The 14502-nt window shown below is 30.8% G+C and carries 17 protein-coding genes; 12 read left to right on the top strand and 5 right to left on the bottom strand.

Going from position 1 to position 14502, the window contains the following annotated elements; translation table 11 throughout:
- Window positions 1-144: 144 nt before the first annotated feature.
- From BFJ87_RS08125 to lptB, 4 genes are all read left to right on the top strand, one after another.
- On the top strand, window positions 145-1110 hold the full coding sequence (locus tag BFJ87_RS08125) for a KpsF/GutQ family sugar-phosphate isomerase (RefSeq protein WP_077402586.1): 966 nt from the start codon (window positions 145-147) through the stop codon (window positions 1108-1110).
- The gene (gene tatC, locus BFJ87_RS08120; protein ID WP_077402583.1) at window positions 1110-1952 is read left to right on the top strand and encodes a twin-arginine translocase subunit TatC; all 843 of its coding nucleotides are present in this window, start codon (window positions 1110-1112) and stop codon (window positions 1950-1952) included. The genes BFJ87_RS08125 and tatC overlap by 1 nt, the downstream gene beginning before the upstream one ends.
- Complete coding sequence (locus BFJ87_RS08115) at window positions 1933-2289, top strand: carboxymuconolactone decarboxylase family protein (RefSeq protein ID WP_077402580.1); 357 nt, start codon at window positions 1933-1935, stop codon at window positions 2287-2289. Before tatC ends, BFJ87_RS08115 begins: the two co-directional genes overlap by 20 nt.
- Before the next feature lie 64 nt (window positions 2290-2353).
- Window positions 2354-3094 (top strand): LPS export ABC transporter ATP-binding protein, encoded by a 741-nt coding sequence (lptB, locus tag BFJ87_RS08110; protein ID WP_034645320.1) that lies wholly within the window; start codon window positions 2354-2356, stop codon window positions 3092-3094.
- Between the two features lie 18 nt (window positions 3095-3112).
- Here lptB and BFJ87_RS08105 read toward each other — a convergent pair whose 3' ends face one another.
- Entirely contained in the window at window positions 3113-3874 is a 762-nt protein-coding gene (locus BFJ87_RS08105) for a CDP-alcohol phosphatidyltransferase family protein (protein ID WP_077402577.1), read from the bottom strand.
- Between the two features lie 230 nt (window positions 3875-4104).
- Between BFJ87_RS08105 and BFJ87_RS08100 the strand changes: the two genes are divergently transcribed.
- The 8 genes from BFJ87_RS08100 to secA all read left to right on the top strand — a co-directional run bounded on the left by BFJ87_RS08100 (window position 4105) and on the right by secA (window position 12615).
- Window positions 4105-5220 (top strand): Lnb N-terminal periplasmic domain-containing protein, encoded by a 1116-nt coding sequence (locus BFJ87_RS08100; protein WP_077402575.1) that lies wholly within the window; start codon window positions 4105-4107, stop codon window positions 5218-5220.
- 13 nt (window positions 5221-5233) lie between these two features.
- Window positions 5234-7108 carry an ABC-F family ATP-binding cassette domain-containing protein gene (locus tag BFJ87_RS08095; RefSeq protein WP_077402571.1) on the top strand — a complete coding sequence of 625 codons (1875 nt, stop codon included), beginning with the start codon at window positions 5234-5236 and terminating at the stop codon, window positions 7106-7108.
- A gap of 12 nt (window positions 7109-7120) precedes the next feature.
- The gene (locus BFJ87_RS08090; RefSeq protein ID WP_077402568.1) at window positions 7121-7594 is read left to right on the top strand and encodes a hypothetical protein; all 474 of its coding nucleotides are present in this window, start codon (window positions 7121-7123) and stop codon (window positions 7592-7594) included.
- A gap of 31 nt (window positions 7595-7625) precedes the next feature.
- Window positions 7626-7757 carry a hypothetical protein gene (locus tag BFJ87_RS17085; RefSeq protein WP_262487733.1) on the top strand — a complete coding sequence of 44 codons (132 nt, stop codon included), beginning with the start codon at window positions 7626-7628 and terminating at the stop codon, window positions 7755-7757.
- 5 nt (window positions 7758-7762) lie between these two features.
- Window positions 7763-8113: an SdpI family protein gene (locus BFJ87_RS08085; RefSeq protein WP_077402566.1), complete on the top strand. Its 351-nt coding sequence runs from the start codon at window positions 7763-7765 to the stop codon at window positions 8111-8113.
- Window positions 8114-8116: 3 nt separating this feature from the next.
- The gene (locus BFJ87_RS08080) at window positions 8117-8692 is read left to right on the top strand and encodes a cob(I)yrinic acid a,c-diamide adenosyltransferase (RefSeq protein ID WP_034645205.1); all 576 of its coding nucleotides are present in this window, start codon (window positions 8117-8119) and stop codon (window positions 8690-8692) included.
- Between the two features lie 134 nt (window positions 8693-8826).
- The gene (locus tag BFJ87_RS08075; RefSeq protein WP_013551418.1) at window positions 8827-9051 is read left to right on the top strand and encodes a DUF2795 domain-containing protein; all 225 of its coding nucleotides are present in this window, start codon (window positions 8827-8829) and stop codon (window positions 9049-9051) included.
- 201 nt (window positions 9052-9252) lie between these two features.
- Window positions 9253-12615, top strand: coding sequence for a preprotein translocase subunit SecA (secA, locus tag BFJ87_RS08070; RefSeq protein ID WP_077402563.1), 3363 nt, complete (start codon window positions 9253-9255; stop codon window positions 12613-12615).
- 206 nt (window positions 12616-12821) lie between these two features.
- Here secA and BFJ87_RS08065 read toward each other — a convergent pair whose 3' ends face one another.
- From BFJ87_RS08065 to BFJ87_RS08050, 4 genes are all read right to left on the bottom strand, one after another.
- Window positions 12822-13064 (bottom strand): hypothetical protein, encoded by a 243-nt coding sequence (locus BFJ87_RS08065; protein WP_077402560.1) that lies wholly within the window; start codon window positions 13062-13064, stop codon window positions 12822-12824.
- A 225-nt stretch (window positions 13065-13289) separates the two neighbouring features.
- The gene (locus BFJ87_RS08060; RefSeq protein WP_077402557.1) at window positions 13290-13526 is read right to left on the bottom strand and encodes a hypothetical protein; all 237 of its coding nucleotides are present in this window, start codon (window positions 13524-13526) and stop codon (window positions 13290-13292) included.
- Between the two features lie 254 nt (window positions 13527-13780).
- On the bottom strand, window positions 13781-14029 hold the full coding sequence (locus tag BFJ87_RS08055) for a hypothetical protein (protein ID WP_077402554.1): 249 nt from the start codon (window positions 14027-14029) through the stop codon (window positions 13781-13783).
- Between the two features lie 204 nt (window positions 14030-14233).
- Window positions 14234-14470, bottom strand: a complete 237-nt coding sequence (locus tag BFJ87_RS08050) for a hypothetical protein (RefSeq protein WP_077402551.1) — start codon at window positions 14468-14470, stop codon at window positions 14234-14236.
- Between the last annotated feature and the right edge of the window lie 32 nt (window positions 14471-14502).

The following is a 14502-nucleotide window of genomic DNA, read 5'->3' as shown; positions in this document are numbered from 1 at the left end:
ACTCAAATTTTAGTAATCCATACAAAATTTAAGCTAAAATTAATTTCCATCAAATTACTGTATCACATAAAAATAAGTTTACGTAATTTTGTATTCTTAAAGATAGTACATCTTTTTTAAAAGAACACATAATTTAAGATTACATTGAGCAACTCCAAAACAATTATAGATATTGCTAAGCGAACAATTTCTAATGAAGCTGATGCTATAAAAAATTTATCTAACCTGCTAGATTCTAACTTTACAGACGCAGTAAATGCTATTTACAACTCTAAAGGAAGATTAATAATTTCTGGAATTGGAAAAAGTGCCATAATTGCACAAAAAATTGTAGCTACTTTAAATTCTACTGGCACACCATCTATATTTATGCATGCTGCAGACGCAATACATGGCGACCTTGGCACTGTTTTAAAAGATGATGTTGTTATTTGTATCTCTAAAAGTGGTAATACACCAGAAATTAAAGTTCTAGTGCCGCTTATTAAAAGAGGAGGTAATGTTTTAATTGGTATGACCGGTAATACAGAATCTTTTTTAGCACAACAATCTAACCACGTACTAAACACTTATGTAGAAAAAGAAGCTTGCCCTAATAATTTAGCTCCTACAACAAGTACAACAGCGCAATTGGTTATTGGTGATGCAATTGCCGTTTCTTTATTAGAACTAAAAAGATTTACAAGTAAAGATTTTGCAAAATATCACCCAGGTGGTGCGTTAGGTAAAAAATTGTATTTACGCGTAAATGACATTGTAAATAACAACCAAAAACCAGAGGTTACTACCAACACTCCTGTAAAACAAGTAATAGTAGAAATTTCTGAAAAAATGTTAGGAGCTACTGCCGTTTTAGAAAATAATAAAGTAGTTGGTATTATAACAGATGGCGATATTAGAAGAATGCTTAATACATATGACAATATTGGTAGCTTAACTGCTAAAGACATTATGTCTAACAATCCTAAAACTGTAAATACAGATGTTTTAGCTGTTGATGCTTTAGAACTAATGCAACAACAAGGAATATCACAATTAGTAGCTATAGAAAACTTAAAATACGTTGGCTTATTACATTTACATAACCTAGTAAACGAAGGGATTTTATAATGGCAAAGAGTAAAAAAAATCCGGACGAAATGTCCTTTTTAGACCATTTAGAAGAACTTAGATGGCACTTAATTAGATCTACGCTAGCAGTTGTAATTATTGGTATAGTTGCATTTGCAATGAAAGAGTTTATTTTTGACACGGTATTACTGGGCCCTAAAAAAATGAATTTCCCTACCTACAAATTCTTTTGCTCTGTAGCTACCTATTTTGGTATGGACTCTAGTTTTTGTGCAGAAACTTTACCCTTTACCATACAAAGTAGAACAATGGCAGGGCAGTTTTCTGCTCATATTTGGACGTCTATATGGGCTGGTTTTATAGTTGGTTTTCCTTACATTTTATATGAAATGTGGCGTTTTATAAGTCCTGGTTTATATGAAAAAGAGCGCAAAAACTCTAAAGGTTTTATTTTTGCAGCGTCGTTTTTATTTTTCTCTGGCGTACTTTTTGGTTACTACATTGTTACTCCCTTTTCTATCAACTTTTTAGGTACATATCAAGTTAGTGAAGAGGTTTTAAATGAATTTGATTTAAGCTCCTTTATCTCTACCGTAAAAGCATCAGTAATTGCCTGCGGCATAATGTTTGAGCTACCTATAATAATATACTTTTTAACAAAAGTAGGCTTAGTTACTCCAGAAGTGCTTAAAAAGCACAGAAAAATAGCATTGGTAGTAGTATTAATAGTAGCTGCTGTTATAACTCCGCCAGATGTTGCTAGTCAAATTGTAGTAACAATACCCGTTTTAATACTATACCAAATTAGTATTTATATTTCTAAAAGAGTGCTAAAAAACGAAGCTAAAAAATTAGGTAAAAATGTCACAAAATCCAGTTAAAGAATTTAATGAGTATCGTTCTAAAATGAACGAGAAAATATTAGCAGATAAAAATAAGGTTATTAACAGAATTTTTAATCTTGATACTAATGCATATAGTAAAGGCGCATTAGATGTTAAAACTAAAGAACTACTAGGCTTGGTTGCTTCTGCTGTTTTACGTTGCGATGATTGTGTTAAATATCATTTAGAGAGTTCGCACAGAGAAGGTGCAAACAAAGAAGAAATTATGGAAACCTTAAGTATAGCTACACTTGTTGGTGGTAGTATTGTTATTCCGCATTTAAGACGTGCACACGAATATTGGGAAGCTATTGAAGCTAACCACGAAGGTTAAAAAAAAGGTAAATCTTCTCTGTTTACAAAAAGAATAACTTAGATTTGGATATTCTATGGAAAAAATGAAGCTTAGAGCAGACAATATAATGAAGTCCTATAAAGGACGACAAGTGGTAAAAGGAATATCTTTGGAAGTAAACCAAGGAGAAATTGTTGGTTTGTTGGGCCCAAATGGTGCCGGTAAAACAACTTCTTTTTATATGATTGTTGGGCTAGTAAAACCTAATGGTGGTAATATTTATTTAAATGATATGAATATTACACAATTCCCTATGTACAAAAGAGCACAAAACGGAATTGGCTATTTGGCACAAGAAGCTTCAGTTTTTAGAAAGCTTAGTATTGAAAAAAATATTTTAAGTGTACTACAACTTACAAAACTTAGTAAAAAAGAGCAGCACATGAAAATGGAGTCTCTTATTGAAGAGTTTAGTTTAGGACACATACGTAAAAACAGAGGAGATTTACTATCTGGAGGAGAGCGTAGACGTACAGAAATTGCACGTGCATTAGCTACAGATCCAAAATTTATTTTGCTAGATGAGCCCTTTGCTGGTGTAGATCCTGTTGCTGTAGAAGACATACAACGTATTGTTGCTCAGTTAAAAAACAAAAATATTGGTATTTTAATTACAGACCACAACGTACAAGAAACACTTGCCATTACAGAAAGATCTTACCTTATGTTTGAAGGTGGTATTTTAAAGTCTGGAGAGCCAGAAGAACTAGCTGCCGATGAAATGGTAAGGCAAGTATACCTTGGCCAAAACTTTGAGCTACGTAAAACTAAAATAGATTTTTAAGCCCCTTATACTTTCTGCTTAAACCTTTTTACTTCCTAAATTACTAGCTATAGATAGTAGCACATAAACCAATATTATAATTGGCACTGCTAAATATTTAATGACTACTATTAAAACAATGCATAGTATTAAAAAAATGTAGCGAATAGCATTATCTTTAAAATTCCAAGTTTTAAATTTTAATGCAAACAATGGCAAATTAGCATTTAATAAATATGCGCTTAAAGCAGTAACTGCTAGTAAAAACCATTGATTTAAAATTAAATCATTTAACAGGGTGTAGTTTTGATAAACCAATATTAACGGCAATGAAATTATTAAAAGAGCATTTGCTGGTGTTGGTAATCCGATAAAAGATTCTGTTTGGTTTTCATCAATATTAAATTTAGCAAGCCTGTAACCAGATGCTAAGGTTATTACAAAACCTATAAAAGGAATTATTGAAGATATTTGAAATTCTGAACTATAAAAATTTCCTTCTAACCCTGTAAACATAGCAGAACTCCATCCGCCTGTAGTAGACATTAATAATAATTTATACATTACTATACCTGGTACAACACCACTTGTAACCATATCGGCCAAAGAGTCTAATTGCAAACCAAGCTCACTTTGTACTTTTAGCATACGAGCAGCAAAACCATCAAAAAAGTCAAAAAATATACCTAAAAACACAAAAACAGCTACCATTTCAAAAATTCCGTGTACAGCAAAAAGCACCGCTAAACAACCACAAAATAAATTTAAAAGCGTAATTAAGTTAGGTATCTGTTTTTTCATTTTTTTAGTAAGTTTAGTGTATTGCTATATTCTTCAAAAATACAGTAATATTAGTTGCTTTGGTAAAAATAGTATTTCTTTAAAAAAAACAATTTAAAAAGCTGCTTTTTTAAAAAGCATACGGCAGTTCTTCTAATTTGTTCGATATTTGTTACTCGTAAAAAATAGTAAACTTGAAAAAACACATTAAAGCAATCGTTTTTATACTGTTATTAAGCAATACAATTATTATGTATTCTCAAAACAGTGCTATATCTAACAATGCACAAATTAGTGTACTTACCTGTGGCTCTGGAGACCAATTATACTCTACCTTTGGCCATAGCGCTATAAGAGTATGGGACCCTTTAACAAGAACAGATAAGGTATATAACTATGGTATTTTTGATTTTAATGCCCCTAACTTTTATCTAAATTTTGTAAAAGGAAAATTACTTTTTAAGGTAAATAAACAAGATTTTTCAAGGTTTTTATATGAATATCAGTATGAAAAAAGATGGGTTAAGGAGCAGGTTTTAAACCTTAACACCAAACAAAAACAGCAACTTTATAATTACTTAGAGAAAAATGTAAAACCAGAAAATAGAGATTATTTGTATGATTATTTATATAACAATTGTGCAACTAAAATTATTGAGGTTTTAAACACATCTATAGGCAAAGACATTACTTTTAAAGAAAACCACATTGAAAAAAATTTTACATTTAGAGAGTTGTTAGATCAAAAATTAAGCACCAATACGTGGGCTAGTTTTGGTATAGATTTAGCCTTAGGTTCTAAAATAGATAAAAAAGCAACCGTTTTACAACACACTTTTTTACCAGACTATGTATGGTCTCAATTAAATAACAGCACTATTAAAAATGCTCCATTAGTTTTGTCAAACAGAACTATTTTAAAAGAACATAAAAAAGTAACTAGTATTAACTTTTTAGCAACTCCTATGTTCTGGTCTTATCTATTTTTAATTTTTGTTCTTTTTATAACATACACAGATTATAAAAATCAATTATGGTCTAGGTGGATAGATATTTTTTTACTGTTTACTACTGGTATAGTTGGCTTCATATTAAGTTTATTATGGTTTGCTACAGACCATACTGCTACAGCAAATAACTTTAATTTGTTATGGGCATTACCTTTTAACTTAGTTGCCTTATTTTTATTACCAAAAAAGAAAAACAACAACACTAAATTACATAAATACAGCATAATTTTACTTGTATTTTTACTGGCTGTGCCTATTGTACAAATAATAGGAATTCAAAAATTTCATCCAGTATTTATTCCTATACTACTATCACTTGCCACTAGATATGTATTTATTTGGCAAAAAACAAAATAACTAAAACTAGCAAATGAACCTACTTACGGTTGAAAACATATCAAAATCTTACGGAGAACACGCACTATTCTCAGACATTTCGTTTGGTGTAAATAAAGATCAAAAAATTGCTTTAATAGCAAAAAACGGAAGCGGCAAAACTTCTATTTTAAACATCCTATCTGGTCAAGACTCTCCAGATAGCGGACAGGTAAATTACAGAAAAGGGATTAGAGTTTCATTTTTAGAGCAAGAGCCTAATATGAACCCAGATTTAACTATTGAAGAAACCATTTTTGCATCAGACAATGAAGTTTTAAAAGTTATAGCAAATTATGAAAAAGCACTCGCAAACCCAGAAGATGCAGAAAAATATCAGCTTGCTTTTGATGCTATGGATAGGTTTGAAGCTTGGGATTTTGAAACTCAATACAAACAAATATTATCTAAACTTAAGTTAGATGATGTTTCTTTAAAAGTTGGTTTACTATCGGGCGGACAAAAAAAGCGTTTAGCTATGGCAGATGCGCTTATAAACAGGCCAGACTTATTAATTTTAGATGAGCCAACCAACCATTTAGACCTAGAAATGATTGAATGGTTAGAAGAATATTTTGCAAAAGAAAGTATTACCCTGTTTATGGTTACACATGATAGGTACTTTTTAGAGCGTGTTTGTAATGAAATTATTGAGTTAGATAATAATACACTTTACCCTTACAAAGGTAACTACTCTTACTACCTAGAAAAAAAAGAGGCGCGTTTAACACAAGAGGCTGTAGAACACCACAAATCTAAACTTTTATATAAAAAAGAACTAGGTTGGATGCGTAAACAACCCAAAGCACGTACCACCAAATCTAAATCTAGAATAGACGATTTTAATGATATTAAAGCCAAAGCTCACCAACGCAGAAAAGAGCACACTATTGAGCTAGAGATTAATATGGAGCGTATGGGGAGTAAGGTTATGGAGCTTGTAAAAATCTCTAAAGCCTACCCAAACAAACCTATTTTAGATAAGTTTGAGTATAACTTTTTAAAAGGTGAGCGTATTGGTATTATTGGCAAAAATGGTACTGGAAAATCTACTTTTTTAAATATAATTACAGGCACAGACCAACCAGATAGCGGAAAAGTAATTGTTGGTGAAACTATTAAATTTGGTTATTACACTCAAAAGGGAATAAAAATAAAAGAAGGCCAAAAAGTTATAGATGTTATAAGAGAATTTGGAGATTATATTCCGCTTAAAAAAGGGCGTCAAATATCTGCTCAGCAATTATTAGAACGCTTTTTATTTGATAGAAAAAAACAATATGACTTTGTTGAAAAACTAAGTGGTGGCGAACGCAAAAGGTTATATTTATGTACTGTATTAATACAAAATCCTAACTTTTTAATACTAGATGAACCTACAAATGACTTAGACATAGTTACATTAAATGTTTTAGAAAGTTTTTTAATGGATTTTCCTGGATGTTTATTAGTAGTATCCCATGATAGGTATTTTATGGATAAGATTGTAGATCACCTATTTGTATTTAGAGGCAATGCCGTTATAGAAGATTTCCCAGGAAACTATTCAGATTTTAGGTCTTATGAAGACAGCGCTGTATTAGAAAGTAGAGAAAATAAAGAGAAAGAAACTAAAACAGATAAAAAATCTTGGAAAACAGAAGGCAAAACAAACAAATTATCTTTTCAAGAACAAAAAGAATATAACAACATAGAAAACAAAATTAAAAAGTTAGAAGAAAAAAAGGTAGCACTACAAAACAAATTTTCTGATGCTAGCTTAAGTGGTGATGAGATAGATAAGCTATCTAAAGAACTACAACTTGTTATTGATGAAATTGATGAAAAAACAGAACGCTGGTTTGAGCTTTCTGCAATTGTTGAAGGTTAATTTTGCTTAACTATGTTTCAAACACTTGCGCATTTAGGTTTTTTATTAAAAGCAACTAACCAACACGGTGTACACTCACCTTTTATATATAATTACGTTACTAAGTGTTTGTATAAAAAAGAGAAGCTACACCGTAATAAAAGTTTTAACGTTGTACTAAAAAGTATTTCTTATTTTAATGTAAAAACTGCTTTTGTAACGAATAAAGAATTAAAAAAACATATAAAAACCAACATAAATTATACCAATACTAATGTAGACTTTGGGTATTTAAACACTCCAGATTTAACCGTTTTTAAAAGTGTTAACTACCATAATAACACAATGGTTTTTATTAATAACATTTATAAAAATAAACAAACAGAACAAATCTGGGAGCAAATTAAAATGTTAGATTTTGTCACCGTTACTGTAGATGTTTTTTATGGTGCAGCTGTATTTTTTAGAAAAGAACAAGCAAAAGAACATTTTAAAATAAGAATATAATACTGTATTTTTAAAATTATAAAAATTAACAATGGACTATACTACATTTATTGTTTGCGGAATTGTACTAGTTATTTTTCTTGTTGTAAATTTTAGAAACAAAAAGAAAAGCAAAGAAAGAAAATCTCGTAAATTTATGAGTAATTACAAACGTAAAGAGTAAGCAATTTGGATTTTAGCAACCCATTATTTCACATTCCTCTTGGCTCCGGCAGCTTATTTATAATTGTTGGACTTTTTCAGCTTAAATTTCCTCCTAAAAAAATAAATAATCTATATGGTTACAGAACTAGCAAGGCTATGTTAAACCAAAACAGGTGGAATTTTGCGCAAAAATATTCATCAATACAATTAATAAAAATTGGTTTTTTACTTGCATTATCATCTCTATTTAGTATTCTATATCAACCTAAAAAAGAAATTGCAGTTGTTATTTGTATAGCGCTATTGCTTACAAGTATTATTACTTTAGTTTTAAAAGTAGAAAAAGCTATAGACTCAAAATTCAAAGAAGAATAACATATGAAAATATATACAAAAACAGGAGATAAAGGAACTACTGCCCTATTTGGCGGCACTAGAGTTCCCAAACATCATTTACGTATAGAATCTTACGGTACTGTAGATGAACTAAACTCTTGGATGGGACTTATAAGAGACCAAAAAATTAATAACCACTACAAAGATATTATAGCTACTATACAAGATAAATTATTTACCGTTGGTGCTGTTTTGGCTACAGATCCAGAAAAAATGGTTCTTAAAAACGGAAAAGAAAGGCTAAATATAGAAAAAATTAGCAACGCAGATATTGAACTATTAGAGCAAGAAATGGATAAAATGAATGAATCTTTACCACAGATGACACATTTTATTTTACCTGGCGGACACACAACCGTGTCATACTGTCATATTGCACGTACTGTTTGCCGTAGAGCAGAACGTTTAGCATCTCATTTAAACGAGAACGAACCTTTTGAAGCAAATGTTTTGTCATTTATCAATAGATTGTCCGACTACTTATTTGTACTCTCTAGAAAACTAAGTAAAGACCTAGATGCAAACGAAATAAAGTGGATTCCTGAGAAGAAAGACTAATATTTACATTATTTTAACGTTATCAACATATTGAATATCAACAATTTTATAAAAATAAATTAAAAAACTACAAAAAAACTTGCTTTTCTTGTTTAAAAATTTATTTTTGCAAAAAATTAAAATTAACTATTACCATGTATTGGACATTAGAACTAGCATCTTATTTAAGTGATGCGCCTTGGCCAGCGACCAAAGATGAATTAATAGATTACGCCATTAGAACTGGTGCACCATTAGAAGTTGTAGAAAATTTACAATCTATGGAAGAAGAAGGTGGAGAAATCTACGAATCTATTGAGGAGATATGGCCTGACTATCCTACAGAAGAAGATTACCTCTGGAACGAGGATGAATATTAAATAAAGAAATACATAAAAAAGTCTCCTTGGAGGCTTTTTTTTTATGTAATTTTGGCAGACGCAGGTGGCTATTTTAGCCTTTTAAAAAACTGGAATACCTTTTGCGTAACAAATTACATTCCGCATTTTATACGGAACATTAATCTAAATAGTTGAATGTGTTTACTTTGTAAACCACAGACTTTATAAATTATAATACATATGAGTTTCATTAATTCCGTGCTAAAGGCCTTTGTTGGTGATAAAGCCAAAAAAGACGTTAAGCAATTACAGCCAATAGTAGATAAAATTAAAGCCTTTGAACAAAGTTTAGAAGCTATTAGTCTAGATGAGCTAAGGGCAAAAACAGTAGAGTTTAAAGAAAAATTAAAGGCAGACACTAAAGAGTTAAATGAACAAATAGAAGCTCTTAAAATTGAGGTTGAGTCTTCTACAGATATAGATAAAAACGAAGATCTTTATACAGAAATAGATCGTTTACAAGAAGAAGTATATAAAACGTTAGAAAAATCACTTTCAGATCTTTTACCAGAAGCTTTTGCTGTTGTAAAAGAAACTGCTAAACGTTTTGCAAACAACACTACACTTACAGTTACTGCTACAGAATATGACAGGCAGTTGTCTGGTATTAAAGACTATGTTAGCTTAGAAGGTGACAAAGCCGTTTGGCAAAACTCTTGGGATGCTGCAGGTAAGCAGGTAACTTGGGATATGGTACATTATGATGTACAGCTAATTGGTGGTATTGCACTACACCAAGGTAAAATTGCAGAAATGCAAACTGGTGAAGGTAAAACTCTTGTGGCTACATTGCCAGTTTACTTAAATGCTCTTACTGGTAATGGTGTACACCTAGTAACCGTTAACGATTATCTTGCAAAAAGAGATAGCGCGTGGATGGCACCAATTTTTCAGTTTCATGGATTTACAATAGATTGTATAGATTATCATCAACCTAATTCTGATGCTCGTAGAACTGCATACAATGCAGACATAACCTACGGTACAAATAATGAATTTGGTTTTGACTATTTGCGTGATAATATGGCGCACAAACCTACAGACCTAGTACAGCGCCCGCATAACTTTGCTATTGTAGATGAAGTAGATTCTGTTTTGGTTGATGATGCACGTACACCGTTAATTATTTCTGGTCCTGTACCCGAAGGAGACAGACACGAGTTTAACGAGTTAAAACCAAAAGTTGCAGACATTGTACAACTACAAAAACAATACTTAACTGGTGTTTTAGCCGAAGCTAAAAAATTAATAAAAGCAGGTGACACAAAAGAAGGCGGTTTTTTACTACTACGTGTTTACCGTGGTTTACCTAAAAACAAAGCGCTAATTAAGTTTTTAAGTGAAGAAGGTATTAAACAGTTGTTACAAAAAACTGAGAACTTTTATATGCAAGATAACAACCGTGAAATGCCAACGGTTGATGAAGAGTTGCTGTTTGTAATTGATGAAAAAAACAATCAAATAGAGTTAACAGATAAAGGTATTAAACATATTTCTGGTGATGTAGACAGTAATTTCTTTGTAATGCCAGATATTGGTTATGAAATTGCTCAAATAGAAAACCAAAACCTAAACATAGAAAAAGAAGCTGAACTAAAAGAAGAGTTATTTAAAGATTTCTCTATTAAAAGTGAGCGAATACATACTATGAACCAATTACTAAAAGCTTACACTCTTTTTGAGAAAGATGTGGAGTACGTAGTAATGGACAATAAAGTAATGATTGTAGATGAGCAAACAGGTCGTATTATGGACGGTCGTCGTTACTCAGATGGTTTACACCAATCTATAGAAGCTAAAGAGAATGTAAAAATTGAAGCAATGACACAAACCTTTGCTACAGTTACATTACAAAACTACTTTAGAATGTACAACAAGCTTGCTGGTATGACTGGTACAGCCATTACAGAAGCTGGTGAATTTTGGGAAATTTACAAGTTAGATGTTATGGAAATACCAACTAACAGACCAATTGCTCGTGATGATAGAAACGATTTAATTTACAAAACAAAAAGAGAAAAATACAATGCCATTATAGAGGAAGTTACACAACTATCTAACTCTGGCAGACCGGTACTTATTGGTACAACTTCTGTAGAAATATCAGAATTGTTATCTAGAATGTTAACCATACGTAAAGTACCGCACAATGTACTTAACGCCAAGTTACATAAGAAAGAAGCAGATGTAGTTGCACAAGCAGGTAATGCTGGTATTGTAACTATTGCTACCAATATGGCAGGTCGTGGTACCGATATTAAATTATCTACAGACGTTAAAAATGCTGGTGGTTTGGCAATTATTGGTACAGAGCGTCACGATTCTAGACGTGTAGATAGGCAGCTACGTGGTAGAGCCGGGCGTCAAGGAGATCCAGGAAGTTCTCAATTTTATGTTTCTTTAGAAGATAACCTTATGCGTTTATTTGGTTCTGATAGAGTTGCTAAAATGATGGATAAAATGGGCTTAGAAGAAGGCGAAGTTATTCAGCACTCAATGATGACAAAATCTATAGAACGTGCACAGAAAAAAGTTGAAGAAAACAACTTTGGAGTACGTAAACGTTTGTTAGAGTATGATGATGTTATGAATGCCCAAAGAGAGGTAATTTACAAAAGAAGACGTCATGCTTTACAAGGAGAGCGTTTAAAATTAGATATTGCTAATATGATTTATGATACCTGCGAGTCTATTGCAGATGGTAATAAAGCTGCTAGTGATTATAAAAACTTTGAATTTGAATTAATTAAGTATTTTTCTGTAACAGCTCCTATTAACGAAGATGAGTTTGCTAAAATGTCTGTACAAGATATTGCAAACAAAACTTATAAGGTAGTTTATGATTATTACCAAAATAAAATGGAGCGTAATGCTGCTACTGCTTTTCCGGTAATAAAAAATGTTTATGAAGATGCTGCCAATAATTTTGAACGTATAGAAGTTCCTTTTACAGACGGAATTAAAGCTCTTAAAATAGTTACCAACCTTAAAGAAGCATACGAAAGTAACGGTAAGCAATTGGTAAACGATTTTGAAAAGAATATAACACTTGCAATTTTAGATGATGCTTGGAAAACTCATTTACGTAAAATGGATGAGTTAAAACAATCTGTACAATTAGCTGTGCATGAACAAAAAGATCCGCTATTAATTTATAAGTTTGAAGCTTTTGAGCTTTTTAAAGCTATGGTAGATACTGTTAATAAAGATGTAGTATCATTCTTGTTTAAAGCAGAATTACCAACTGGTGACACATCAGACATACAGGAAGCAAGAACTGTAAGAAGGCCACAAGCAAACTTACAAACTACAAAAGAAGAAATACCTAACAGTGATGAGTTAGCTGCACAAAACAGGGCTGCTAGCCAAACACAGGGTAATAGACCACAAGTAACAGAAACAATTACTAGAGAAAGACCAAAAATTGGTAGAAATGACAGAGTTACAATTAAAAATGTAATGAATGGCGAATCTAAAGTTGTTAAATTTAAACAAGCAGAACCTTTATTAACTAGAGGTGAATGGGTACTAGTTGAAGAATAAAACTAGTACTTAATAGTCATAAAAAAAGCAGCTCTTTTAGAGCTGCTTTTTTATTTATATGCAGTGTAAAACTGCTGTCATCGTTAGTTACTTTTTAATATGTTTATTACGAACAGGAACTTTAATTGCACGCACTTTTGGTTTATTATTAAATAACAGGCCAAATGTAATAGCTGCTATTGTAATTAAAGTTAAATATATCATAATTAAACTAATTTTGCTTTATTTGCTTTTGTCTCAAAAGAAAGCGCTTTAATAATATTTGCATTTTTAATTAAATACAAACGTGCAACGCTATTCTGTTTTGTATTATTTAAAACTGTAGACCCTTTTACAATTGAAGCTATTTTTGGCACTTCAACTTTACTAACAGGTAACTTTTTAGTTTTTTGTGCTTGTACAGATACACCAACACATAAAATTAAAGATAAGGTAACTAGAGTTTTCATAAATAGGTTTTGTTTACCATAAAATTACAACCCTTATTTTCCCGAACTTTTTCTTACTCGTTTAAAAACACTTTTTTATCGTTGACTTGCAACAACTTAGATGAACTACCTATTAAAAAATAGTAGTTTTTTTGTTAACCAACACTTAATCCTAAAAAACAAACATTTTATCGGATTTAAAAAAACTAAACAACTATTTAACAATTAGTTACAAAATGTTTAAAATTAAGCTATTTTAGACTTACTACGTTTTGTAGAAAAAGATAATGCCTTTTTAATTTTAGAATTTTTAAACTTGTACAAACGTGCTACTTCAGTTTCTTTTTCCGCAGCTTCTTCAGTTACTACTGTTGCTTTTACCTCTTTAGTTTCCATTTTTAAAACAGGAGCAACTTTAGCCTCTTGTGCCTGTGCTGTAACGCCTACTGTAATAACAAATAATAAAGTGATAATTGCTTTCATAGTAACTTTGTTTGTTAATGTAAAATTACTATCAACATAATGTTATAGAAATCAAAATCGCTTAAACACCTTTATTTTTAGGTGTTTGACAAATTATATGATAAAGTGTAAAAAATCTTCGACAACTGAAATTAGGTGAAAATCAGCTAATCGAAATTAAGTGCATTACAACTGATGTTATATGACTACAAAAAATATAAACGTAGTTTTTAAGAGTAGATAAAAGTTAACAAAACAAAAATTTAAAGAAAAAACTAAGCTATTTTAGTAATTATTTTTTTTACTGTAAAAGTTAATTCTCTTTTAATTTTAGCATTTTTAAATCTGTATAAACGCGCTACCTCAGCTTTTTCTTTAACAACTTCTACTTTTTTTTCTAAAGATATTACTTGTGTTGGTTTTAAATTTAAAACTGTAACGGTTTTGTCTACTTGTGTTGGTACTTGTGCTTTTGCTGTTAATCCTAATGTAAGAATAAATAAAAAAGTGATAATAGCTTTCATAATACTTTTGTTTTGTATTACAAAGCTACTTACCCTAAACAACAAAAATTGCTAATTGTAGATAAAGAACGCTAAACTATAGATGAAAGGAAAAAGACAATTTTAAACTACGTTTATCTCAACTTTTACTAAATATAGTGTTTGCAATTTCTAAAATTAAGGTATTTGCTATAAAAAATTAGTTAATTGAATAAAATGAGAAGATTAAGCTATTTTAGACTTGCTACGTTTTGTAGAAAAAGATAATGCCTTTTTAATTTTAGAATTTTTAAACTTGTACAAACGTGCTACTTCAGTTTCTTTTTCCGCAGCTTCTTCAGTTACTACTGTTGCTTTTACCTCTTTAGTTTCCATTTTTAAAACAGGAGTAACTTTAGCTTCTTGTGCTTGTGCTGTAACGCCTACTGTAATAACGAATAATAAAGTGATAATTGCTTTCATAGTAACTTTGTTTGTTGATGTAAAATTACTAC

Origin of the sequence: Cellulophaga omnivescoria (genome assembly GCF_001999725.1) — a bacterium.
GTDB lineage: Bacteria > Bacteroidota > Bacteroidia > Flavobacteriales > Flavobacteriaceae > Cellulophaga > Cellulophaga omnivescoria.
Note: the sequence above shows the minus strand (reverse complement) of the source record. Positions and strands in the feature narration are given on the sequence as shown.

Coding starts and splice junctions, on each gene's coding strand:
- tatC (WP_077402583.1), top strand. CDS start 1,110: ATGGCAAAGAGTAAAAAAAATCCGGACGAAATGTCCTTTTTAGACCAT.
- BFJ87_RS08115 (WP_077402580.1), top strand. CDS start 1,933: ATGTCACAAAATCCAGTTAAAGAATTTAATGAGTATCGTTCTAAAATG.
- lptB (WP_034645320.1), top strand. CDS start 2,354: ATGAAGCTTAGAGCAGACAATATAATGAAGTCCTATAAAGGACGACAA.
- BFJ87_RS08105 (WP_077402577.1), bottom strand. CDS start 3,874: ATGAAAAAACAGATACCTAACTTAATTACGCTTTTAAATTTATTTTGT.
- BFJ87_RS08100 (WP_077402575.1), top strand. CDS start 4,105: ATGTATTCTCAAAACAGTGCTATATCTAACAATGCACAAATTAGTGTA.
- BFJ87_RS08095 (WP_077402571.1), top strand. CDS start 5,234: ATGAACCTACTTACGGTTGAAAACATATCAAAATCTTACGGAGAACAC.
- BFJ87_RS08090 (WP_077402568.1), top strand. CDS start 7,121: ATGTTTCAAACACTTGCGCATTTAGGTTTTTTATTAAAAGCAACTAAC.
- BFJ87_RS17085 (WP_262487733.1), top strand. CDS start 7,626: ATGGACTATACTACATTTATTGTTTGCGGAATTGTACTAGTTATTTTT.
- BFJ87_RS08080 (WP_034645205.1), top strand. CDS start 8,117: ATGAAAATATATACAAAAACAGGAGATAAAGGAACTACTGCCCTATTT.
- BFJ87_RS08075 (WP_013551418.1), top strand. CDS start 8,827: ATGTATTGGACATTAGAACTAGCATCTTATTTAAGTGATGCGCCTTGG.
- secA (WP_077402563.1), top strand. CDS start 9,253: ATGAGTTTCATTAATTCCGTGCTAAAGGCCTTTGTTGGTGATAAAGCC.
- BFJ87_RS08065 (WP_077402560.1), bottom strand. CDS start 13,064: ATGAAAACTCTAGTTACCTTATCTTTAATTTTATGTGTTGGTGTATCT.
- BFJ87_RS08060 (WP_077402557.1), bottom strand. CDS start 13,526: ATGAAAGCAATTATCACTTTATTATTTGTTATTACAGTAGGCGTTACA.
- BFJ87_RS08055 (WP_077402554.1), bottom strand. CDS start 14,029: ATGAAAGCTATTATCACTTTTTTATTTATTCTTACATTAGGATTAACA.
- BFJ87_RS08050 (WP_077402551.1), bottom strand. CDS start 14,470: ATGAAAGCAATTATCACTTTATTATTCGTTATTACAGTAGGCGTTACA.